This is a genomic window from Thermoleptolyngbya oregonensis NK1-22 (genome assembly GCF_032705245.1).
GTDB classification, from domain to species: Bacteria; Cyanobacteriota; Cyanobacteriia; order Elainellales; family Elainellaceae; genus Thermoleptolyngbya; species Thermoleptolyngbya sichuanensis.
Window position 1 is genome coordinate 4,174,253 of sequence record NZ_CP053540.1, and the last position, 21,635, is coordinate 4,195,887.

Sequence of the window (21,635 nt, forward strand, 5' to 3'; positions counted from 1 at the left end):
AGCTCCAAACCCCACCGGGTTCCCTACTCCGGCGGATGCAGCCGATTGGCGATCGCCGCCACGCCAATCATCGGCACCCCAATCAGCAGACAAATGCCCCACTGCTCTAGGCTTAGCGGCGCAGTGGCAAACAGGCGGTTCATCACGCTCCACTGGCTGAAGAGAACTTGCAGGGCGATCGCCCCGGCAATGCCCGCCAATACGGCCGGAGCGGGCGGAATCTGCTGCACCCGGCCGCGCAGCTTATCCACCAGTCCCAGCCCCAATTCGCTGATGCTCAGCAGGTAAAAAATCCGCCCTGCTACTAGCGCCTGGATCGCCATCGTCCGCGCCAGCACAATGTTATCCGTAGTCTGATGAATCCACTCAAACACGCCAAAAATCACAATCCAGTTGAACAGCGACACGAGTAAAACGCGCATCAGCAGCTTGCGGTTGAGCAGTGGCTCGCGGGGGTTGCGCGGCGGACGCTGCATCACCCGCTCCGACTTGGGTTCAAAGGACAGGGGCACGGTCATGGCGATAGAGTTGATCATATTCATCCACAGCACTTGCAGCGATAAAATCGGCAGCGCCCGATTCAGCAGCACGCTGATCAAAATCGACATCGACTCGCCCCCATTCACGGGCAGCAAAAAGGCGATCGCCTTCAGCAGGTTCCGATAGACCGTCCGCCCTTCCTCCACCGCCGCTTCGATGGAGGCAAAATTGTCATCCGTCAGGATCATGTCAGCGGCTTCCTTCGCCACCTCCGTCCCTGCCCGCCCCATTGCCGTGCCAATATCCGCCTGCCGCAGCGCCGGGGCATCGTTCACGCCGTCGCCCGTCATCGCCACCACGTTGCCCTTAGCCTGCAAGGCTTCTACCAGCCGCAGCTTTTGCTCTGGCGCAACGCGGGCAAACACCGAGCCGTCTTCCACTGCATTGGCAAGCTGCCGATCGTCCATCTCCGCCAGGGCTTGCCCCGTAAAGGCCTGCACCTGTCCATCCTTCTGTAGCCCGATCTGGCGGGCGATCGCCGTTGCCGTGCCAATGTGGTCGCCCGTGATCATCTTCACCTGAATGCCCGCAGACTGGCAGGCTCGCACTGCTCGCACGGCCTCCTGGCGCGGCGGATCGATCATCCCCTGCAAGCCCAGAAACGTCAGGCCAGTGTCAATATCCGGCGGGTCAAGCGTGTCTTGCGCCAGAGATGTTGTGGCAAAGGCCAGCACCCGCATTCCTGCCTCAGTCATAGACTCGACCTGGCGCTGAATAGCAGCCACATCCAGCGGCTGGAGTGTCCCACTGGCAGACAAAGCGCGATCGCAGCGAGAGAGAATCGCCTCCACCGATCCCTTTGCATACACCAGGCGATCGCCTTCACCCGTCGAATGCAGCGTCGCCATGTATTGATGTTCCGACTCAAACGGAATGAAATCGATGCGGGGCAATTCTGCCTTGAGCGTTGCCATCTCAAAGCCCGCCTTTTGTGCCGACACAATCAGCGCCCCCTCCGTCGGATCGCCAATCACCTGCCACTGGCCATCGTCCTGCTCCAGATAAGACTCATTGCACAGCAGCCCCGCCTTCAAGCATTCTGTCAGCGCCGGATTCATTGGCTGACCAGACTCCACGGGCTGAATCGCGCCCACTGGACTGTAGCCCGTCCCCGTCACAAAAAACGCCGCCCCGCCTGCATAGATTTCCTGCACGGTCATCTGGTTTTCCGTCAGCGTGCCCGTCTTGTCCGAACAGATGACAGTAGCACTGCCCAGGGCCTCCACCGCAGGCAGCTTGCGGATAATCGCATGGCGGCGGGCCATCCGCGACACGCCGATCGCCAGCGTAATCGTTACCACCGCAGGCAGCCCTTCGGGAATCGCGCTCACCGCCAGCGCCACCGCCGCCTCAAACATATCTGGCCAGGGATTACCATAGCCCAGCCCTACCACAAAAGTCAGCGCTGCCACCGCCAGGATAAAATAAAGCAGCGTTTTGCTGAATTTTTCAAACTTGCGGGTGAGCGGCGTAGATAAGTTAGTCTGCCGCTGCATGAGTTGGGAAATGCGCCCGGTTTCGGTGTCGTTGGCGATCGCCACCACAACGCCGCGCCCGCGTCCAGAAGTCACAAAGCTGCCCGCGTAGGCCATGTTCCGCCGATCCGCCAGCGGCGCATCTTCCGCCATCGGGTCAATGCACTTTTCCACCGCCACCGACTCGCCCGTCAGCGCCGACTCGCTAATCTGCAAATTTCGCGCCGTCACCAGCCGCAAATCTGCTGGAACCTTGTCGCCCGACACCAGCTTTACCACGTCCCCCGGCACCAGTTCCGCCGACGACACCTGCACCGTCTGCCCGTCGCGCACCACCGTCGCCTCGGTTTGCACGGTCGCCGCCAGCGCAGCGATCGCGCTTTCTGCCTTCGCCTCCTGCACGTAGCCGATGATGGCGTTAATCAGCGTCACACCCCAGATCACCCAGGCATTTACCCACGATCCCAAAAACGCCTTGACCGTCCCCGCAATCAGCAAAATGTAGAGCAATGGCTGATGAAATTGCAGCAAAAACCGCACCAGCGGACTCTTCCCTGGCGCTGCCTTGAGTTCGTTGGGGCCATACCGTTCTCGCCGCCGGACCACCTCATCAGCCGATAGGCCAAGACGGGGATCAACGTCGAGCGATCGCGCTACGAGGTCGGCGGGTTGCGCGTGCCAAGATTGAGCTTGAGACTTTTCTAGAGTGCGAGTCATAGGCAGTTCCAAATCAAAATCTTAAGTTCACCAAATTGAAATCTTGAGTTAAATCGAGGCATCTGCTCCCACTGAAATTTACGCCTAAAACAGGGAAAAACAATCTATCGCCAGCCAGAAATTTTAAACCCCAACCTCGTCTGGATCTAACAAAAAGACTGGGCAGCATGGAAACTAAAATCAGTGTATCAATCCGCAACGTATCAATTCGCAACCCTGCAACTTTATATATTAAAACCATGCATCAAAACTTATGTATCAAAGCCACGAATTAAAACTATGAACTAAAACCCATGTATCAAAACCATGTATTAAACCTATATATCAATTGACCATAGCGGATGCTGCGGGCAAAAACTTTCATGATAGAAACTAGGGCTAGAAATCGCTGGGTCTGGATCATTGGGCTGGCTGGCGGCGTGTTGGGATTTTTAATGCAAGTCCTCATACGTAAGGCTTTTGAGGAACAGCTTCTATCCAAAACTCTGCCGCTTATACCAGGAATTTTCCATCTCACTTATCTGAAAAATCCTGGTGCTGCTTTCTCATTTTTTGATTCAAACTTGACTTCCTGGACACTCTGGCTACGACTGATTTCAATGGGAATCATTGCTGTCGTAACGCTGCTATTTAGCAGATTTAGAAAAGAGATGATTCTGCCCCTGCAAGTGGGATTAGGACTACTGCTAGCCGGGGGGATCAGCAACACAGTCGAGCAAATTTTATACGGCGACATTGCGATCTACCTAGATTGGCGATCGCCCCCGCTTCCTATTTTCAACTTAGCAGATATAGCCGTCAGGCTGGGAAGTTTTGTTACAAACATTTCCATCCTGTATTGGCTACTTTCAGCCCTCATCCGACGATTCCGCTAGCGTAATTTCTTAACAATCGACAACAATCGACATCACTGGGCGTTGCAAAAACGGAAACTTCTGGTTATCCATAGAAAATTCCCTGTTATCGTTCAAAAGTGAGTCAATCTTGGATTGACCTTGAATTGACCTTGGTAGGACTTACGCAGTTGGACGATTTCTCGCGGGCTGCGTCCACGAAAAATCGTCCAAAACCCAGAAAATTTAATCGCAAGTGCGTGAGTTCTACTTAGGTTGAATTTGGGTTGACCTGTTGATGAATGCCTGGTTACTGATGCACGGATGTTACAGATGTTAACGATGAAAAAGACTATATTTTCCCGATGGGCGGGTGTGGGGTTGGGCGTGATGCTGCTCGGTCAGGGCGTTGCGGGGGCGCTGCCGAGGGCGACGCTGGCCCAGGCAGGCGAAGCGTGGTATAACTGCCTGACCCGCGAAGTGTTTACGCCGGAAAAACGGGCCTGGTGCGATCGCCTCAATATCGCCCTCAACGCCAGCTACAGTGTCCCCACCCTGGGCGAACAGCCGCAGGTCGGCGTGATTACTTTTGAAAATGGGCAGTTTGAAGATCCCAATCGGCGGCTGAATGCTGTGCTGTCTCGACAGCAGGGACAGATCGCATTTGGCGACCTGGATGGCAACGGCCAGCAAGATGCCGTGATGATCATGGCAGTGAATACGGGCGGCTCCGGCATTTTCGTTTACCTCGCGCCGCTGCTGAACCTGGACGGGGCGATCGAGTCGCCGATGCTGGCGGGGCTGGGCGATCGCATCCAGGTCAACCGTGTCCGCATTCTGGACGACGGGCTAATCAGCGTCAACATGATTATTCAAGGCCCCAACGATCCCCAGTGCTGTCCGACGCAGGAAGTCACACAGTTTTATCGCGTCATCGACGGTTCCGTGGTGCAAGTGCCGCCCTCTGGTGAAACGCTGCCCGCCCCCCCAGGCGCATCGACGCTCCCCGACGGCACCACACTTTCCTTCTTCCAAACGCCGGGTTACGCCGTGCGCCTGTTCAGCCGCAATGGCGCGATGCGGATGAACCTGTTCAATCGGCAAACGGGACGGCTGGAGCTAAATGGCGTTCCCGTCACGGCCACAACCGATGCAGACGGCACGACCTACGCCTACGAGGGAGCGCTTTCTGCACGGGTCTGTCGCGGCAATTCAGGAACCCAATCGCTTACGGTAAATGGTATGGTGCAACAGTCATCGCTCGTCACGGGTACGGTTACCTATCTGCCGCGAATTGCGCTGCCGCCCAACGCGCTGATCGAAGTGTCGCTGGCGGATGTCAGCCGCGCCGACGCACCCGCCCGCATCCTAGCCACGCAGACGATCGAGTCCAACGGTCGCCAAGTCCCCTTTGCCTTCGCGCTACCCTATGACCCAGCGCAGATCGACAGCCGCTACACCTACGCGGTGCAGGCCCGAATCACGGTAGACGGGCAGTTGCGGTTTATCAACACCACGCGCACCAGCGTTATTACCAACGGCAGCCCGACAGAGGGCATTGAAATCGTGGTCGATCCAGTGCAGCGTTAGCGCAGCCCATAGGTATTAGCCCGGCAGTGTTGGATCTAGCATTCTGAATCGCCCTCATCCCCCAGCCCCTTCTCCCAAAGGAGAAGAGGAGCCGGATCGGAAGTCCCTCGCCCGCTGGGAGAGGGATTAGGGTGAGGGCAGATGTAGTGACAACAGTTGCCGACCACTGCCGACCACTGCCGACCACTGCCGACCACTGCCGACCACTGTGGGGCTTCCCGCTATTTCAGTTAGAGGATTATGGTTTGGGGCGTTATAGTTTGGGGCGTTATAGTTTAGGGCGCTACAGCAGAACGGGTTGCAAGATTGCGGGGGGTCGGTTTCTCAATCTTCAATCCTGCGTTAAGATTCTCAATATCGAGATAAAGTTACAAGATGGAGCAAGACCGTCTCGATCACATTCTGATGCAGTGGCAGCGAGAATCGCCCCAGCTTAACGCCGCGCCGCTGGCCGTGGTGGGGCGCGTGCTGCGAATTGCCCGTCTGCTGGAAAAACACCGAGAAACGGTGCTGGCAGCGTATGGGCTAAACGTGTGGTCGTTTGACGTGCTGGCCACGTTGCGCCGACAGGGCCCGCCCTACCAGCTCAAGCCGACCGATTTGTACAGTCTACTGATGCTGTCGTCGGGGGCAGTCACCAACCGCATCGATCGGCTAGAGCAAGACGGCATCGTGGCGCGGCTGCGCGATCCGGGCGATCGCCGGGGGGTGATTGTCCAGCTGACCGACAAGGGCATCCGGCTTTCCGATCAGGTCATGCCCGTGCTGTTTGAAAAAGAGCAGGCATTACTGGCACAGTTTGCCACAGAGCAAGAGTGCGAGACGTTGGTTCGGCTCTTGCGACAGTTTCTTGTATCCCTGGAGCGATCGCTCGATGGATGACCCCAATCCGCTGGTGGGCACTTGGACGCTCGTTGCGATTCGGGCGATCGCCCCAGACGGCAGCGTTGACCCCGAAGCCTACGGCCCCTCTCCCGTCGGTCGCCTGACCTACACCGCCGACGGCCACATGACGGTTCTGTTTGCCCAGGGCGATCGCCCGCCGTTGAGCCATAGCCCCGCTTCCCCCTTCCAGCTAGAGGCCGTGCCCCTGCCAGAACTCGCCCAGGCATTTTCCAGCTTCAGCGCCTACGCCGGAACCTACACGCTGGCAGGCAACACCGTCACGCATCATGTGGCGATCGCCTCCATTCCCAACCGCACTGGCACAGACTTGGTACGAATCCTTTCGCTGGAGGGCGATCGCCTCACGCTGAAAACGCCGCCCAGCGCAAACTCCACGCACGTTGAGCTAACCTGGCAGCGGCTTTCATAGGGTCCCTCGCCCCAGCGCTCCCTTGCCCCAGCGTCCCCTTGCCCCAGCCCCCTTACCCCTTCGCCGCATCTCCGTATGGAATTACTCTGCTATGAATGTAAATAATCGGTGAAATCCCCACAGAAAGCCGTCTCCAAGTCTTGACAGATTGCCTCAGAATTTGCCTGATCTGACCCACCGCGCAGTGTAAAAGCTGACATGGAAATGCGCGATCGCAAAAGGGGGGGCAATCATGCCGATACAAAATAATCTCGATATGACGGCATTCAATGATGATGATGTGTTGTCATTTCGAGACGGCACCGTTCGAGTCGCTACGTTACGCCATGTTCTAGATGTCGCACTCAGTTCCAAGCTGCCCGATGCGCTGGCAGATTCGCTGACGACGCAAAAAGCCCTATTCGGGGGCGATCGCCAGTTTCGCAGCAGCAAAGCCTGGATGCGTCAGGATCGCAACTGGTTTCAAGACGGCATTGATTGTGAAGTCTTGCAGCTTGGCTCGGCAGGCTGGCAGCAGGGCAAACTGCGGCTGCGGGTGACGGTCGAATTTGTGCCCGACGAACTCACGGCCCAGCCCGTCTACACCGACTACGCCGAAACGCCCGAATTCATTGACCTGCCGCTGCTGCCCAACGAGACAAAGGCCAGCCTTGGGAACGCCTATCGTCAGGGTCATCAGGGTCATCGAAATGATCACCCAAACGACTACGGGAACGGCCACTTGAACGGCAATGGTCATCAAAACGGCAATGCCTACACGAATGGAGCGGGTCTCTAACCCGGCATACCTCTCTACCCTCTGCCCCAGGCCCCTGCCATCGGTTTCGCGGTAGGATCGACAATAAGGATCAATGGTTCTTAGCCATTCTGCTTCTCAGCAATTTCGGCAAGTCATTGATCCACGCCGTAATTCCGACCCATGTTTATGAAACCGCTTACCGACTGGGGATTTAGCCGCGAGGACTGGTGGCAAGGCAAAAAGGGCGAATATTGGGTCATTGTGCAGGCGGTGCTGCTGCTGGGGCTGCTGGTTTTGCCAACCGTGCCTGTGCCAGGGCTGGTGATTGAGCCGCCGTTGCGTTACGGACTGTGGGCGATCGCCGCTCTGTGTGCGCTCACTGCCGCTATATTTTTGGGCAAAGGGCTGCTGGACTTGGGCCAAAGCCTGACCCCGCTGCCCTACCCGCGAGAGGATGGGCAACTGGTGCAAACGGGCGTGTACCGCATTGTGCGCCATCCCATCTACAGCGGCGTGATTTTTGCCGTGCTGGCGATCGCCCTCTATCGGCTCAGCGGGACGCACCTGCTGGCGGCGCTGGTCTTCTTTATCTTTTTTAACGCCAAGGCCGCAAAAGAAGAAACCTGGCTCCAGGAAAAGTATCCCGACTACGCCGAGTACAAAACCCGCGTCAAGCGACTGATTCCCTGGGTATATTGATTCCCTGGGTATATTAATTCCCTAGGTATACTGCCCCTCCAGCATCCGCCCCACGGCTCCACACACAGACTCAACGCCAGCGCTATACTCAGGATCAGTGCGGATTAGTGCGGATTAGTGCGGATTAGTGCCTGAGGGTCAAGATTTCAGAGTGAGGTTTTCAAACATGGCGCGTGGGTTTTCGGAACAGGGATTTTGGCGATCGCTCCAGCGGGCAGCCCTCTACGCAGGGCGCGAAGTCGTCGAAAAAGCGCTGACGCTTTACTTTGCCGCCCAGCAGCCCGAAACCCCCCTCTGGGCCAAAACGGTGATTTACTCTGCTCTGGCTTATTTTATTCTGCCGACAGATGCGATTCCTGATTTTGTCCTGTTCACAGGTTACGCAGATGACCTGAGTACATTAGCCGCCGCCTTGGGTGCAGTGGCCCTAGCCATTACGCCCGAAGTCAAAGCAGCCGCCAAGCAAAAAGTAATCGACTGGTTTGGCGATGGCACCGAAGCGCCCAGCGACTCCGTTTCAGAAGCAAACGCAATTCGTGAGATTGTCATCGAGTGATGCTCTACATCCCCCGGATATAGAGACGACCGCCGCATTGACCTGGCGTTTGAGTGATGCGGGCAAGCAGGTCAACGGGTGCGCTCATGGGGCAGATTTGGAAAGCGTTTAGTCTACACTCATTATATTGAGTAAACATTGAGTAACTGTTGGGCAGCGTAATTGGGCAACGTAATTGGGCAACGTAATTGGGCAACGTAATTGGGCAACGTATTAGGCAATTGGGGTTGGCAACTCGCCGCCCGCGCTAGTCAGAATCTTGCCCATCGCGCTTTTGGATTCATGTCTCTAAACTCTACCCCCTCGACTCCCTGGAAAGACCTGCCCCGCCAATACTTTCAGCGGGATTTGCTGCCGCTGCTGGCGGATTTGCGGCTGGCGATTGTGCTTTTGCTGGCGATCGCCCTCTTCAGCATTTCCGGCACGGTGATCGAGCAGGGGCAATCGCTGGCGTTTTATCAAGAAAACTATCCCGAAAGCCCGGCCCTGTTTGGCTTTTTGACCTGGAAGGTGATTCTGGCGGCAGGGCTGGATCACGTCTATCGCACCTGGTGGTTTCTAGCGCTGCTGATTCTCTTCGGCTCCAGCCTGATCGCCTGCACCTTCACCCGCCAGTTTCCCACCCTCAAGGCGGCGCAAAAGTGGAGCTACTATACCCAGCCGCGTCAGTTTGAGAAGCTGGCCATGAGCGCCGAAGTCGATGCCGCAACCCTCGACGGGCTGGAGCCGCTGCTGCAACGCAAGGGCTATCGGCTATTTCGCGAGGGCGATCGCCTCTATGCGCGGAAGGGACTTGTCGGACGCATCGGGCCGATCATCGTCCATGCCAGCATGATTCTGGTGCTGCTGGGGTCGATTTGGGGCGCAATGACGGGCTTTTTTGCCCAGGAGATGATTCCCAGCGGCGAAACCTTTACCATTCAAAATATCTTTGATGCGGGCCCCTGGGCAGCGCCGCAAATTCCCAAGGATTGGTCTGTGCGCGTGAACCGCTTCTGGATCGACTACACGCCAGAGGGCAACATTGACCAGTTTTATTCCGACCTGTCGGTGCTGGATGCTGCGGGGCAGGAAGTGAAGCGAAAGACCATCCACGTCAATGAGCCGCTGCGCTATAGGGGCGTGACGCTCTATCAAGCCGACTGGGCGATCGCCGCCGTGCGTGTGCAGCTTAACAACAGCCCGATTTTGCAAATCCCGATGGGGCAACTCGATACGGGCGGCGCGGGTCGCCTCTGGGGAACCTGGCTGCCCACCAAGCCCGACCTCAGCGAAGGCGTATCGCTGATCGCCAAAGACCTGAAGGGAACGGTACTGGTATACGACCAGGACGGGCAACTGATTTCCACCGTGCGGGCGGGCATGGCGACCGAAGTCAACGGTGTGCGGCTGACCATTGCCGAACTGGTGGGCAGCACGGGGCTGCAAATCAAAGCCGATCCGGGCATTCCCGTCGTCTACACGGGCTTTGGGCTACTGATGATCAGCGTCCTGATGAGCTATGTATCGCACTCGCAGGTGTGGGCGTTGCAGCAGGGCAAAACACTCTACGTCGGCGGCCGCACCAACCGCGCCCAGGTTGCCTTCGAGCGGGAGGTTTTGGACATGCTGGATGCCCTCAGCGCCGCTCCCCACCCCGCAGCGGCGGAGGCTTAGCCCAAACTCCTATGCAGCACTCTGAACTGCTCCCTCCCAGCCCAGGCAGCGCGATCGCCCTCCTGCCCCCTACCGTGTTGCTCGATCGGCTGCTGCAAGACTGGCTCCTAGAAGACATTGGGCGGGGCGATCGCACAACGCAATCCCTATTTCCCAAGGGCGCTCCCCAGGGCCAGGCGCAGTGGGTCGTCAAAGAAGCGGGCGTAGTGGCGGGGCTGCCGATGGCGGCGCGAGTATTTTACTTACTCAATCCAGCCGTGCAGTTCAAGGCGCTGGCGCAGGATGGCGAGTGGTGCGATCGCGGTCGCGTTATCGCCCAAATCACCGGCCCGCTGGATGCCCTGCTGACGGGGGAGCGCGTGGCGCTGAACCTGGCCATGCGGCTAAGCGGCATTGCCACCCTGACGAGCAAATACGTCGCGCAAATTGCCGACCTGCCCGCCCAACTGGTAGACACCCGCAAAACCACGCCCGGCCTGCGAGTATTGGAAAAATACGCAGTGCAGGCAGGGGGCGCGGTGAACCATCGCTTGGGGCTGGACGATGGCGTGATGATCAAAGATAACCACATTGCGGCAGCAGGGAGCATTGCAGCGGCGATCGCCCAGGCGCGGGCCCGCATTCCTTATCCGCTGACAGTGGAAGTGGAAACCGAAACCCTGGAGCAGGTTGCCGAAGCCCTCGAACACGGCGCAGACATTATCATGCTAGACAACATGCCCGTGGAACAGATGAGGGAGGCAGTGCGGATGATTCGCCGCACGAACCCGCGCATCAAAATCGAAGCATCGGGCAACATTACCTTGGAGACGATCCGGGCGATCGCCGAAACTGGCGTAGACTATCTTTCCAGCAGCGCCCCCATCACCCGCTCCCCCTGGCTGGACCTAAGTATGCGAATCCAGACCCCTGACCCGACCCGCTAGCCGACCCACTAGCCACCTCCGCTATTCCGCAAGCCAAGCGGCCCGTAAAACACGCCCTCCTGGTTACGGAAAACCTCCCCTCCGTCTGCATGATCCCAGCCAGCAAAAACGGTAGGATGTAGCTGTCGCAAGGTAAAACGACATGCAAAGCTCAGATAATTCAGATAAGCGAAAAATTCTTTCAGCCCTGTGTCATGGGTCGATTTTTATCAACGCCCTGGTTGTTTCCATCGGCATTCCCATCGCTATCCTGCTCGTTTCAGACGATCCAGTGGTCAAGGAGAATGCAAAAGAAGCCATCAACTTCCACATCAATATGTGGCTATGGTGGCTAGTTGTGGGGGTGCTTTCTATCGTTTTGGTCGGCTTTCTCCTGTTCCCAATCCTGGGGCTGGTCAACTTGATTCTGCCCATTGTGGCAATTTTCGCCTGCCTTAGCAATCCCGAAACGCGCTACCGCTACCCGTTCATCCTCCGCCTAGTGTAAGCTTGGCCAGTTCAAGTTTGCAGATTTCCAGGATGCGGGATGCTGGTCAGCCACGGTCACCAATTTATCTACACGAAAACGCTGAAGACGGCGAGTACCTCTGTGGAGGCTTACTTTGAGCCGTTTTGTGTAGAAGAGGGTGCGGCAAACCTGGCCCGCGTGCGTGAGGAATCGGTATCGGCGGCGGGCATTGTGGGCTATCGAGGGCCGGGCAAGCCAGAAGGCTGCCGCTGGTGGAACCACATGCCCGCCGCCCAGATTCGGGAACAGTTGGGCGAAGACCTCTGGACGCGCTATTTCAAGTTTTGCGTCATTCGCAATCCTTACGAAAAGGCGATTTCAGCCTTTTACTTTGGGCGATCGCACGCGCCCTCTGCACCCGATTCGCCCAGCAGCGATGCCGCCGCCTTTGAGCATTGGCTGATGACGCACGGCCCGCCCATCGACCGCAACAAGTATTTGATCGACGGGCAGTTTTGTTTGGATGAGGTGATTCGCTACGAATCTCTGGCGACAGATCTGGAGCGCATCTGCGCCAAGCTGGGAGTGCCGTGGAATCCGGCGGCGCTGCCCCAACTCAAAACGGGAACTCGACCCAAAGTGGCGATCGCCCACGCTCTCTATACCGACAAATCTCGGCAACTGGTGGAAACCGCCTACGCATTTGAGCTAGACTACTTCGGCTATCAGTTTCCAGACGCTTGAGCGCTGGCTGAAATACTCGCCGAAGCCTCCCCCGAAAACCCGTCAGCTAAAACACGTCCGCCGGGTCAGCCGTAATCGCCTTATTCACCGACACCAGCCCCGACAGCGCACACATCATCACCGTTAGCCCCAGCACCAGCATCGCCCGCTCCAAATCCATGCGAACGGGCAAACCTCCCGCCGTTGCTCGGATGGTTAGCTCATACAGCATCAGAGAAATGATGAATCCTGGAATGTAGCCCAGCACGGCCAGGATCACGGATTCCTGAATGACCGTAGTAAACAAAAAGCGGTTGCTGTAGCCCATTGCCTTGAGCGTGGCGTACTGCTTCAGGTGATCCGAAATTTCCGTGTAGAGGATCTGGTACACAATCACCGTACCCACAATGCAAGACACCGCCACCCCCATGCCAAAGATAAAGCCTGTCGAGGTTGCGCCAATCCAATAGTCGCGATCGCGCTCGATGATTTGCTGCTGAGTGAACACCATCACGTCCTTGGGCAAGATTTCCCGGAGGCGATCGCTCACTTGCAGCGGATCAGCACCCTCATCGACCTGAATCAAGCCCAGGTTAATTCGGTTGAGCGGAAACGGATCGAAGTAACGCCGAAAGTTTTGGTCGCTCATGATCAGCGTCCCGTCTGCTGCAAAGCCGCCGCCCAGCGTAAACTGCCCGCCAATCGTCGCCCTGCGTCCATCCGCCTCGGTAACCGTCCCCACCGTCTGCGGGCCATACTCCGGCCGCGAGAGCGTGTCAATCAGCACCGTATCAAATCGCCGCAGCGCCGCCTGGTTTTCCGGCGTTTGCATCTCCGGCATCGTAAACACCGGGTCGTTTGGGTTGATGCCGTAAACAAACATGGCGCGACTCTGGCGCGTTTCCACATTGCGCCATTGCAGATAGCTCACATACAGCGGCATCACGCGCCGCACCCCCGGCACCCCCGCGGCTTGATAAATTCGCTCAATGGGAAAGGGCTTGGTCGAGGTAATCTCTAACGCTTGGGGCGACACCAAAAAAATGTCGGCATTGATGCGGCTGTAGATCACAGCGGCCGTCTCCGCTAGCGAACCCAAAAAACCCAGGTTCATGAACACCAAAATGACCGCAAACGCAACTCCGGCGATCGCCACCACAAATCGCGTCTTTTCAGCAGTCAGATTCAGCAGAGCGAGGGGGGTACGCATGGGGTTTCTCTGGCCAGCGCTGGCGTAGCATCGCAACACCGCAACAGGCGCTTATCTCACATCAATCCGCACATCAACCTGCAAATTTGTCAGCGCTTCCACGGGGCGGCCGTCGTCCAGTTGCACCTTCACCTCCACCACGCGGGCATCGGCATTGGCGGCCGGGTCGTCGTCCAGCACGTTGTTTTTGAAGACCTGCCAGCCGATTTCTGCCACCCTGCCCGACAGCGTTTCATCAAAGGCTCCGTTGCGGCTGGTGATCATGGCAGGTTGCCCAACCCGAACCAGTCCCACATCGGTTTCATAGACCTCTGCCACGACAAACATCTGGCTAGTATCGCCCATATCCAGCACGCTGCCGTCTTGCCCGATTGCCTCACCAGCCAGAGTGAGAATTCGTAAAATGCGCCCGGCCTGGGGAGCGCGAATAATGGTGCGCTCTAGCTGCGCTTCGGCCAGGTTCAGGTTTTGGCGGGCCGATTCGACGGCGACCTGCACCTGGCTCAGAGGCAGGTTCGCTTCCTGGGCCTGCACAGTCGCCTGGGCGCTCCGCAGCGAGGCTTGCAGGTCAGCCTCTAGGCGCACCAGGTTGGCTCTGGCATTGTTGAGCTTTTCCTCGGCCTGGCGGGCGGTGCTGCGCTGGCGATCGCGCTCCTGCTGAGAAATTGCTCCCTGCGCGTATAGATCTTCAAATCGGCGCAAATCCTGGCTTTTCTGCGCCAGATCTGCCTCTAGCTCCCGCACCAGCGCCTGCTGTGCCTGGAGTTCAAACTGGGCCGGGCTTTGAATCCGCTCTGCCTGGGATTGAGCCTCACGCACCTGGGCCTGGGCAAAGGTGGTCGTCGCCCGCAGGCGCTGTTCGGCTTCGGCAAGCTGGGCCGCCGCCACATCCCGCTGGGCCCGCCGCTCGTCATAGCTTTCCAGATAGGCTAGCACCGTGCCCGTTTGCACAATATCCCCCTGGCGCACCTCCAGCCGCTGAATCCGTTCGCCCGTAGGCCCGCCCACGCGCACCACTTCGCCCCGTGGCTCCAGCCGTCCCAGCGCCACCACTTCGACTCGTGTAGGGGCAGGCACTTCAGTTAGCTCTGCCTCGGACGCGGCGCGACGGGAAGCGACGATCTGGGCCACGCCCAACCCCAGCAGCCCCAAAGCCGCAACGCCAGCGGCGATCGCCCAGCCCCAGCCGCGCTGTCCTACCTTGCGCTTTTCACTCACCATAGATTTCCTCAGTCTGGGCGCAACTCCTGACCCATTGGGCATCCTAGCGTATTTGCTTGGGCGACAGCAGATCCAGTCGGGTGAATTTGCGATCCGACGGTTGCCCAACGCCCAGCGCTACAGCCAGCGCCCCGTCACCACCCAGCGGCGAACGAGGGAACCCAAGGCGATCGCCCCCACGGACACCAGCCAGAACGTGAAGGTAGAGGAAGCATCGATGCCGCTGTTCAGATTCATGCCAAACAGCGCGGCGATCGCCGTCAGCGGCAAAAACACCGCCGCCAAAATATTCAGCCGATGCCCTGCCACCAGCGCCTCCGTGGTCAAGCGATTTTGCTCCTCGGCCCGCTGGGCAATTTGGTAATCTAGCGCGTTTTTCGTGTTTTCATACAGCAGATCCAGGCTGCGATCGATTTCGTAGGCCCAGTCGCGCAGGTCGATCAGGTCGCGGTCGTCGGGAACGCCTTCGCGGGCAACTTGCAGGGTTGCGTGCATGTTCTTGGCCGACAAGCGCAGAGGGGCGATCGCCTCCAGCAAGTGAAAGTAGTCTTCAGCACTCTCGGCCTGCCGATAGGCAATTTGCAATTTTTCCTCGGCGGTGTTGTAATTTTCTAGATGTTTCAGCAGCGGTTGCAGCCCGATGCCGCCGCCGCTGTGTTCCCAGATGCCGTTGGGCTGCCGCCAAAACAGCACCCCGACGCGGGTCTGCTCACCGGCATCAGGGGCTTTGTGCAAAATTAGCAGCAGGTGTCCGTCTACCACCATTGCCCGCTGCTTGCCGACGCTGCGTTCGCCAAATCGATTTTGAATCGCGGGAGGTAATCGCCACGCAGGAGGAATTTTCATAAGTCTTGCCCTGTTTTATATAGCTCAGTTTTTAGCCCTGTTTCTTGCCTAGTTTTTGCCCGCTTGCGGCAACCTTTTAGCTAGCAATGCACGTCATTACTCCGGAGGAGTCCCGTGTTATTAGAGTCACTGGTATCAAACGAACTGCCATTGATCGCGACTCGCGCCAGTCCTCTGCTTGCCAATCCAGCAATGGGTCGGGCGATCGCCCGTCGCAGACCGCCTGCGCGAGGAACTGCTCCATGAATGGAAAGAGAGCCAAAAGAAAGCCGAAAAAGAGCCAGTGACTTGCGTGATAACACACATTCCAGAAAACAGACTTACTATATAGGTAACTTGATAGGTAACCTGCGTGTCTGCCAGGAAAACCAATCCCGCCGCCTGTATCAATCCATACGGTCAGCATTTACCAGAAGCAGGGGTTTTGCACGGTTTATTAACGGGCAGTTCTCGACGGGCAGTTCTCAACGGGCAGTTCTTGACGGGCAGTTCTCAAAGGGCGATTTCTCTAAACCGCGAATAGATGCCGTAGCCCGTTTTGAGTTAACCGCTGCTTCTAGCACTCTCTGCTTCTAGGGGTTCCCTAGGTTTCGCTCCAGGTTTCAGCCCTGTTTGTTGGCTCCGGTTTTTAGCTTTGATGTACGGGTTGCAATATCCTGACTTTGAACGCTTCGCTTCCGATGATTAACTTCTTCAGGCGCTTGATTTCAAAGATCTCAGCCAGAACTTCTTTTGCTGCCATCGGCCCAGCGTTTAGCCCAGGCTTATCCCCCCCGCGTGGGCAACACCATTCAACCAACCAGCCTAACCCGTGGGACATACATGGTGCTACCCATTGAATTGATCGTGATCGGCAAGCCGATTTCGCACCAAACCAAAGACAAGGCTCGTCTGCGCGACTGGAGAGAAAAAGTGCGACAGAGGGCGATCGCCTGCTGGAATGGCAAAGCACCCCTGGGCGATTACCTCAAGGTGATCATTACGCACTACTACGACGCGCCCCTTGGCGACGAGTCTGGTGTTCCCGACAGTGATAATATAGTGAAACCAGTGCGAGACGCGCTGAACGGGGTGATTTACGTAGACGATTATCAGATCACGGATTTCATCAGCCGCCGCCGAAACCTGAACGCTTCTTTTCGCGTTAAAGGAATGTCTACGGCGCTGGCAGAGGGATTTTGCCAGGGTGAGGAGTTTTTGCATATCCGGATAGAGGCGGCTCCCGATCCGTCTGAGCTAAGCTAGAAAACTAGGTTAGGATTTATTTGCAGTGGCGTTTTCGCGCTACCGTTTTTGCGTTATTCTTTCTGCGTTATTTAGAGTTGCCGTATATGACCCGTCCACCGAATCGGAGTCCGTTAGAGCATCAGCGCCTGCTGAAGCTTGCGCGGGAATACCGCAAGCAGGGATATCAGGTGACTCTTTATCCTGCTCCAGAAGATCTGCCGTCTCCGCTGGCTCACTGTTCCCTAGATCTGGTAGCTAGGCGCGACGAAAAGGCGATCGCCGCCGAAGTCCGCACCCGCGAAAGCCTGACGCTCAACGGCCCCGATGACCTCCGCAAGCTCAGCGAGTCTGTCAAAAAAATTCCCGGCTGGGAGTTCGAGCTAGTCATTACCAATCCCCGCAAGAAGGCAGAGGGGTAGGGAGCAATCCCTCGCGGCTCTGTTCGCTCGCAGCTCTATTCGCTCGATTACTCCACGACTCCAACCACCTCCCCCTTCTCCGCCGAAATCCTTGCTGCCTCTGCCACCGCCAGGGCATAGAGGCTGTCCGCTACCGACACATACAGCGGCTTGCCCTCGGTGAGAAAGTCCAGCACGGCGGCCGTGTCGCGAGCAAACAGGCCCCGGCGACTGCCCAGGTCGAGGGGCTGCGTCTGGTCGGGCAAAATGAGTTCGCCGCTGTCGCCATTGAGGGCGATCGCCCCCGTTTCTCCCTGGATCGTCAGCGTCCGCTCCGCCGCCCACAGCGCCTCCCCCTTGCCGTAAATCACATCGCCCAATAGCCCGCTGGCAAACCGCAGTTGAGCCGTGCAAACGCAGGTGGTAAACCGGGAATTGGCGGCATCGGGCTGCCAGTAGCGGGTCTGGCAACTGACTGTTTTCACCGGGCCAAACAGGCTCGTAAGCCGATGCACCCGCGACAGCGCCCCCACCAGCGGAAAGCCAAACTCCGCCATGTCATAGGTCCACTTGTCGGGAGCGGGCTGCTTGGGCGTGAGGTCGCTATAGCGCAGATAGAACGGCGTGCCAATGGCGGGCAGGGCGGTTTGGATGGCTTCGTGGATGCCGCTCAGCAGTTCGATATGTTCCACATGCAGCAGGCAGTTTTGAGATGTCGCCAGCGCAGCGAGATCCTTAGCAGTCGCCAGATCCAGCGCCAGCGGATATTCCACCACAACGTGCTTACCTGCTTGCAGCGCGGCTCTCACAACGGTCGCATGTTGCGCGTTGCCAGTAGACACGATCACCAGATCAATATCCGTCCGCTGCACCAGAGCGCCCCAGTCGTCGGTCGCTTCTGCATCGAGGGGTTCCGCCAAAGACTGAGCGCGGGAGAGGTCACGGCTGGCGATCGCCACCAGTTGCGTCCGGGCATCTGCCTGCAACAGTTCGGCGCGGGTCTTAGCCGCGTAGCCCGTGCCCACAATCCCCACTCGAATCATCTGCTCCATAAATTGAGACTTCCTGTGAGATTTCCTGAGACTTCCTGTGCAACCTTCCTCTGCATCATGCCAGATTTTCCAGACCTCCAGATCTTCATTTAGATTTTAAGTAGGGCATCATAGGCTATAAAAAACTGAAAAACACCTTCAAAAACTCGATTGAGTCAACCGACAAAAGCGTTAGATGATTAAATAACGTGCGTTAAGTAAGCTATCAAAAAGGCAAGCAACCTGCCAAGGCTAAACCATAACCTACAAGGATTTTAACTTCACTCTTATCTTCATCATTCCATCATAAAAACAAGCTAATATCAAGATTTTATTAGGACAAAAATCCTCAAACATAAGCACAGATTCAGTCGATTGGCCGAAAGTGCATCTCTTGTGGCCGATTCTAAGTCGAGACGCGTAAATTTTCCGCCCAAGCTGTCAATAATAAGTGTATTAATGCAGAGCGTAAAGTTTCCTCGGCAGGATCTAAATGGGCTTATCCAAAACGCATGGTTGGAAGAGCAAAGTAGATCTGGAAATTCGCACAGTTGCATAGAGTCAAGTAGCAAGGTTATATCATGATTTTTCCAGCCTCAAGCAGGTTCAAGTTTGGGCTTTCAACAGGTTCAGTAATTGTGACTGCCCTAGCCTTTGCAGTTATGAGCAGTTCTGCGATCTATGGATTAGATCGGATGGCAGAGCGCACTAACAACGCCCGACTCCTGTTAACGCAGATTAAGGAGCAGGTGAGTCGTCTCAATGCTTTAGAGTGGGAAGGATTTTCTAAGCAGAAAATTGATGAAGATCTTGCCGAGGAGATTGCCGAGAACCGAGAAAGTACTGATGAAATCCTTGAAGGTCTTGAGCAGCTTAAACAGGGAAAATACCAAGCTGATCTAGAGCGTATCCTGGCTCTACACACCGTCTATCAACAGAAGATGGCAGCAGTTTTTAGTCTGATTGAGGCTGGACAAGTTGAGCAGGCATCTGAGGCTGAGGCAGACGAAATTGATGAAATCTATGACGATCTCTATGCCGAGATTATGGCTCTAGAGAAGATGTATATGGAGCAGCATCAAAGAACACGCTTCCTAGTAAACCTAGGAACCACCCTCTCTCTCGTATTCTCTGCCTCAGCCATTAGCCTAATTTTTCATAGGTTTAGCAAAAAATTGTGGCAGAAAAATCTTGCTCTAGAGTCAGCATTCACCGAACTCAAAAACACTCAGGAGTATCTAGTTCAGCAGGAGAAAATGGCTGCCTTGGGACAGCTAATTGCTGGAGTGGCTCACGAGATCAATAATCCACTGGGAGCCATCCAGGCCTCTGCAAACAATACAAACCACGCGCTCAAAGAGGCGATCGCCGACTTGCCCAAATTACACCATCGTCTCACGCCTGAGCAGCAAGAGAGCTTCTTCGAGCTGATTTCTAAGGCACTGACTCCTCCTCTGTCTCATCAAGAGCAGCGTTCTATCAAGCGAGAACTTACGGCTCAACTAAAGTCTCAGGGTGTTGATGATCCTAGATACTTGGCAGATTTACTGATTGATATTGGAGTTCGCAAGGATCTTGAATTTCTGTCGCCAATTCTCAAAAGTGAACATCAAGATTGGGCGATTTGTTTAGCTCACAATCTCGCCAGTTCTTTTCTCAATAACCAAACGATTCTAAGAGCAGTTGAACGTTCCTCTAAGATCGTTTTCGCTCTCAAGAGCTATGCTCGATTCGACCAAACTGGAGAACAAAAGCAGCTTCAAATTACTGACGGCATTGAAAATGTGCTGGAAATCTATCACAACCAGATTAAGCGCAATATTCAGCTAGTTCGCAGCTATCAGCAGGTTCCTGATATTTGGGGATACCCTGACGAGTTGATTCAAGTCTGGACAAATCTGATTCATAATGCAATTCAGGCAATGGAATCTGGTGGAACATTAACTATTTCAGTCATCGAGAAGAATGGAGGACTTGAAGTAAGCATTGCCGACACTGGCAGCGGCATTCCACAGGAAGTTCAAACGCGGATGTTTGACGCATTTTTCACCACTAAGGCTGCTGGAGAGGGTAGTGGTTTAGGGCTATACATTAGTAAAAAAATCATTGACAAACATCGCGGCTCTATAGAAGTAGAAAGCCATCCTGGGAACACTGAATTTAGGGTTTGGCTGCCTGCCAATAAAGTGTCCAGCAAAAACATTGATCCCATTGAGAACACTACAGAGGAATTGGCTCATGTCTGACGCGGCAATCTTGTGTGTTGATGATGAAGCGGTTGTTATCGCTGCGCTGAAATCTCAGCTACAGCGGCTATTTGGTCGTCAGTATTTGTATGAGTTTGCTCAAAGTGCTGAAGAAGCTTGGGAAATTATTAGTGAATTGGAGGAGGAATCCATCAAAATTTTGATAATCGTGTCTGACTGGCTCATGCCTAACGTAAAGGGGGATGAGTTTTTGCGCCAAGTTCATCAGCAATTTCCGCAAATTGTAACGGTTATGCTGACGGGGCAGGCCGATGAAGCGGCTATTGAGCGAGCGAGACAGCAGGCCAATCTCTATACTTGCCTTCGCAAACCTTGGAAAGAGTCAGATTTGCAGCAGGTGATTACCTCAGCGCTAAGCCATTAGGCTTGGCATAATTTCTTGCCATTCGCTCTTTCCATCCTCTATTCAAGGCTTCCTAATAAAGGCAAATCTATTCGGCGAATCTATTCTAGGCAAGCTGGTTCTGGTTGCCCGCGACTTAGCGCTATCCCAACTTCTGGCGCACGAGGGCGACGACCTGCGCCATCTGCTTTTTCAGGGTTTCCACTTCCGTTCGCAGGCGGGCATTTTGGTTGCGGAGTTGCTGCACTTCGGCCTTGAGTTGCTGGAGTTCGGTGGCTCCGTTGGGCGCAACGGCGGGAGCGTCTTCCACCTCTGCTGGAGAGCGCATCGGAATCGCTGCCACCTCTTGGCGATCCTTTGCCTTTGCCGTGGCAGAGCGAATTGCGTTGAACAGATGCGACTGACCAAACGGTTTGCCGACAAATTCAAAATAGTCAAACAACTCCGGCACGGTCTTTTCCACATCTTCGCGGCGACCCGACATCATCACGATCGGGATCGACTTGAGCCGGGGATCGGCCTGGATCGTCTGCACCACTTCCCAGCCGTTCATGCGCGGCATAAAGAAATCTAGCAGCACTAAATTGGGGCGCTCCTGGCGAATCACATGTAGCCCTTCCACCCCGTCTCGCGCCTCGATCACCTCATAGCTGCCGCGCGGAAGCATGTCTCGCACCTGCATCCGAATCGTCTTGCTGTCGTCCACAATTAGGATTTTGAGGCTCGCCATAGGGGTTATCGCGTTGCACGCCGTCGTGCAGATGAGGGGGAAGATGCGGGGCGATCGCCCCAACAGCGATCGCCCCAACAGCGATCGCCCTATTCCCAAGTGTATGCATAAGTGAGGATTCCCTCACGCCTGCGTTTCATTTCGC

The 21,635-nt window shown here is 56.0% G+C and carries 21 protein-coding genes; 15 read left to right on the forward strand and 6 right to left on the reverse strand.

Going from position 1 to position 21,635, the window contains the following annotated elements:
• Positions 1-23: 23 nt before the first annotated feature.
• The gene (locus HNI00_RS17485; protein WP_316787967.1) at positions 24-2,732 is read right to left on the reverse strand and encodes a cation-transporting P-type ATPase; all 2,709 of its coding nucleotides are present in this window, start codon (positions 2,730-2,732) and stop codon (positions 24-26) included.
• A 341-nt stretch (positions 2,733-3,073) separates the two neighbouring features.
• On the opposite strand from HNI00_RS17485, the gene HNI00_RS17490 reads away from it, so the two are divergent.
• From HNI00_RS17490 to HNI00_RS17540, 11 genes are all read left to right on the forward strand, one after another.
• Positions 3,074-3,607, forward strand: a complete 534-nt coding sequence (locus tag HNI00_RS17490; RefSeq protein WP_316787969.1) for a signal peptidase II — start codon at positions 3,074-3,076, stop codon at positions 3,605-3,607.
• Positions 3,608-3,907: 300 nt separating this feature from the next.
• The gene (locus HNI00_RS17495) at positions 3,908-5,155 is read left to right on the forward strand and encodes a YbaY family lipoprotein (protein ID WP_316787971.1); all 1,248 of its coding nucleotides are present in this window, start codon (positions 3,908-3,910) and stop codon (positions 5,153-5,155) included.
• A 375-nt stretch (positions 5,156-5,530) separates the two neighbouring features.
• Positions 5,531-6,037, forward strand: a complete 507-nt coding sequence (locus tag HNI00_RS17500; protein ID WP_316787973.1) for a MarR family winged helix-turn-helix transcriptional regulator — start codon at positions 5,531-5,533, stop codon at positions 6,035-6,037.
• A complete protein-coding gene (locus HNI00_RS17505; RefSeq protein WP_316787975.1) occupies positions 6,030-6,470 on the forward strand; it encodes a lipocalin-like domain-containing protein in 441 nt (146 codons plus the stop codon). Before HNI00_RS17500 ends, HNI00_RS17505 begins: the two co-directional genes overlap by 8 nt.
• A gap of 256 nt (positions 6,471-6,726) precedes the next feature.
• On the forward strand, positions 6,727-7,248 hold the full coding sequence (locus HNI00_RS17510) for a KGK domain-containing protein (protein WP_316787976.1): 522 nt from the start codon (positions 6,727-6,729) through the stop codon (positions 7,246-7,248).
• Positions 7,249-7,389: 141 nt separating this feature from the next.
• Entirely contained in the window at positions 7,390-7,908 is a 519-nt protein-coding gene (locus tag HNI00_RS17515; RefSeq protein WP_316787979.1) for a methyltransferase family protein, read from the forward strand.
• Between the two features lie 166 nt (positions 7,909-8,074).
• A complete protein-coding gene (locus tag HNI00_RS17520; protein ID WP_297080346.1) occupies positions 8,075-8,464 on the forward strand; it encodes a YkvA family protein in 390 nt (129 codons plus the stop codon).
• A 282-nt stretch (positions 8,465-8,746) separates the two neighbouring features.
• Positions 8,747-10,120 (forward strand): cytochrome c biogenesis protein, encoded by a 1,374-nt coding sequence (locus HNI00_RS17525; protein ID WP_316787983.1) that lies wholly within the window; start codon positions 8,747-8,749, stop codon positions 10,118-10,120.
• Between the two features lie 11 nt (positions 10,121-10,131).
• Positions 10,132-11,046 carry a carboxylating nicotinate-nucleotide diphosphorylase gene (nadC, locus tag HNI00_RS17530; RefSeq protein WP_316787984.1) on the forward strand — a complete coding sequence of 305 codons (915 nt, stop codon included), beginning with the start codon at positions 10,132-10,134 and terminating at the stop codon, positions 11,044-11,046.
• A gap of 142 nt (positions 11,047-11,188) precedes the next feature.
• Positions 11,189-11,533 carry a DUF4870 domain-containing protein gene (locus HNI00_RS17535; protein ID WP_297080343.1) on the forward strand — a complete coding sequence of 115 codons (345 nt, stop codon included), beginning with the start codon at positions 11,189-11,191 and terminating at the stop codon, positions 11,531-11,533.
• 39 nt (positions 11,534-11,572) lie between these two features.
• Complete coding sequence (locus HNI00_RS17540; RefSeq protein WP_316787986.1) at positions 11,573-12,238, forward strand: sulfotransferase family 2 domain-containing protein; 666 nt, start codon at positions 11,573-11,575, stop codon at positions 12,236-12,238.
• Positions 12,239-12,284: 46 nt separating this feature from the next.
• Here the strand turns inward: HNI00_RS17540 and devC are convergent, their stop codons facing one another.
• From devC to HNI00_RS17555, 3 genes are all read right to left on the reverse strand, one after another.
• Complete coding sequence (gene devC / locus HNI00_RS17545; RefSeq protein WP_316787987.1) at positions 12,285-13,427, reverse strand: ABC transporter permease DevC; 1,143 nt, start codon at positions 13,425-13,427, stop codon at positions 12,285-12,287.
• A gap of 51 nt (positions 13,428-13,478) precedes the next feature.
• Entirely contained in the window at positions 13,479-14,648 is a 1,170-nt protein-coding gene (locus HNI00_RS17550) for an HlyD family efflux transporter periplasmic adaptor subunit (RefSeq protein ID WP_316787989.1), read from the reverse strand.
• A gap of 117 nt (positions 14,649-14,765) precedes the next feature.
• The gene (locus tag HNI00_RS17555) at positions 14,766-15,494 is read right to left on the reverse strand and encodes a CorA family divalent cation transporter (protein ID WP_316787991.1); all 729 of its coding nucleotides are present in this window, start codon (positions 15,492-15,494) and stop codon (positions 14,766-14,768) included.
• Between the two features lie 822 nt (positions 15,495-16,316).
• Here HNI00_RS17555 and HNI00_RS17560 point away from each other — a divergent pair.
• Both HNI00_RS17560 and HNI00_RS17565 read left to right on the forward strand, forming a co-directional pair.
• A complete protein-coding gene (locus tag HNI00_RS17560; RefSeq protein WP_205370648.1) occupies positions 16,317-16,739 on the forward strand; it encodes a RusA family crossover junction endodeoxyribonuclease in 423 nt (140 codons plus the stop codon).
• A gap of 86 nt (positions 16,740-16,825) precedes the next feature.
• Positions 16,826-17,140, forward strand: a complete 315-nt coding sequence (locus HNI00_RS17565) for a hypothetical protein (RefSeq protein WP_172356855.1) — start codon at positions 16,826-16,828, stop codon at positions 17,138-17,140.
• Between the two features lie 47 nt (positions 17,141-17,187).
• On the opposite strand, the gene HNI00_RS17570 is transcribed toward HNI00_RS17565, so the two are convergent.
• Entirely contained in the window at positions 17,188-18,171 is a 984-nt protein-coding gene (locus HNI00_RS17570) for a Gfo/Idh/MocA family protein (RefSeq protein WP_316787995.1), read from the reverse strand.
• Positions 18,172-18,731: 560 nt separating this feature from the next.
• On the opposite strand from HNI00_RS17570, the gene HNI00_RS17575 reads away from it, so the two are divergent.
• A complete protein-coding gene (locus tag HNI00_RS17575; protein WP_316787997.1) occupies positions 18,732-20,396 on the forward strand; it encodes an ATP-binding protein in 1,665 nt (554 codons plus the stop codon).
• Positions 20,389-20,781 carry a response regulator gene (locus tag HNI00_RS17580; protein WP_316787999.1) on the forward strand — a complete coding sequence of 131 codons (393 nt, stop codon included), beginning with the start codon at positions 20,389-20,391 and terminating at the stop codon, positions 20,779-20,781. The genes HNI00_RS17575 and HNI00_RS17580 overlap by 8 nt, the downstream gene beginning before the upstream one ends.
• A gap of 121 nt (positions 20,782-20,902) precedes the next feature.
• Here the strand turns inward: HNI00_RS17580 and HNI00_RS17585 are convergent, their stop codons facing one another.
• On the reverse strand, positions 20,903-21,490 hold the full coding sequence (locus HNI00_RS17585) for a response regulator (protein ID WP_297088333.1): 588 nt from the start codon (positions 21,488-21,490) through the stop codon (positions 20,903-20,905).
• Between the last annotated feature and the right edge of the window lie 145 nt (positions 21,491-21,635).

Excerpts from the sequence above, each read along its gene's own strand:
- HNI00_RS17540 (WP_316787986.1), top strand. The coding sequence starts at position 11,573 with ATGCTGGTCAGCCACGGTCACCAATTTATCTACACGAAAACGCTGAAG.
- HNI00_RS17490 (WP_316787969.1), top strand. The coding sequence starts at position 3,074 with ATGCTGCGGGCAAAAACTTTCATGATAGAAACTAGGGCTAGAAATCGC.
- HNI00_RS17575 (WP_316787997.1), top strand. The coding sequence starts at position 18,732 with ATGATTTTTCCAGCCTCAAGCAGGTTCAAGTTTGGGCTTTCAACAGGT.
- HNI00_RS17560 (WP_205370648.1), top strand. The coding sequence starts at position 16,317 with ATGGTGCTACCCATTGAATTGATCGTGATCGGCAAGCCGATTTCGCAC.
- HNI00_RS17485 (WP_316787967.1), bottom strand. The coding sequence starts at position 2,732 with ATGACTCGCACTCTAGAAAAGTCTCAAGCTCAATCTTGGCACGCGCAA.
- HNI00_RS17505 (WP_316787975.1), top strand. The coding sequence starts at position 6,030 with ATGGATGACCCCAATCCGCTGGTGGGCACTTGGACGCTCGTTGCGATT.
- HNI00_RS17515 (WP_316787979.1), top strand. The coding sequence starts at position 7,390 with ATGTTTATGAAACCGCTTACCGACTGGGGATTTAGCCGCGAGGACTGG.
- HNI00_RS17495 (WP_316787971.1), top strand. The coding sequence starts at position 3,908 with ATGAAAAAGACTATATTTTCCCGATGGGCGGGTGTGGGGTTGGGCGTG.
- HNI00_RS17555 (WP_316787991.1), bottom strand. The coding sequence starts at position 15,494 with ATGAAAATTCCTCCTGCGTGGCGATTACCTCCCGCGATTCAAAATCGA.
- HNI00_RS17550 (WP_316787989.1), bottom strand. The coding sequence starts at position 14,648 with ATGGTGAGTGAAAAGCGCAAGGTAGGACAGCGCGGCTGGGGCTGGGCG.
- HNI00_RS17510 (WP_316787976.1), top strand. The coding sequence starts at position 6,727 with ATGACGGCATTCAATGATGATGATGTGTTGTCATTTCGAGACGGCACC.
- HNI00_RS17565 (WP_172356855.1), top strand. The coding sequence starts at position 16,826 with ATGACCCGTCCACCGAATCGGAGTCCGTTAGAGCATCAGCGCCTGCTG.
- HNI00_RS17500 (WP_316787973.1), top strand. The coding sequence starts at position 5,531 with ATGGAGCAAGACCGTCTCGATCACATTCTGATGCAGTGGCAGCGAGAA.
- HNI00_RS17525 (WP_316787983.1), top strand. The coding sequence starts at position 8,747 with ATGTCTCTAAACTCTACCCCCTCGACTCCCTGGAAAGACCTGCCCCGC.
- HNI00_RS17520 (WP_297080346.1), top strand. The coding sequence starts at position 8,075 with ATGGCGCGTGGGTTTTCGGAACAGGGATTTTGGCGATCGCTCCAGCGG.
- HNI00_RS17570 (WP_316787995.1), bottom strand. The coding sequence starts at position 18,171 with ATGGAGCAGATGATTCGAGTGGGGATTGTGGGCACGGGCTACGCGGCT.
- devC (WP_316787987.1), bottom strand. The coding sequence starts at position 13,427 with ATGCGTACCCCCCTCGCTCTGCTGAATCTGACTGCTGAAAAGACGCGA.
- HNI00_RS17580 (WP_316787999.1), top strand. The coding sequence starts at position 20,389 with ATGTCTGACGCGGCAATCTTGTGTGTTGATGATGAAGCGGTTGTTATC.
- HNI00_RS17535 (WP_297080343.1), top strand. The coding sequence starts at position 11,189 with ATGCAAAGCTCAGATAATTCAGATAAGCGAAAAATTCTTTCAGCCCTG.
- HNI00_RS17585 (WP_297088333.1), bottom strand. The coding sequence starts at position 21,490 with ATGGCGAGCCTCAAAATCCTAATTGTGGACGACAGCAAGACGATTCGG.
- nadC (WP_316787984.1), top strand. The coding sequence starts at position 10,132 with ATGCAGCACTCTGAACTGCTCCCTCCCAGCCCAGGCAGCGCGATCGCC.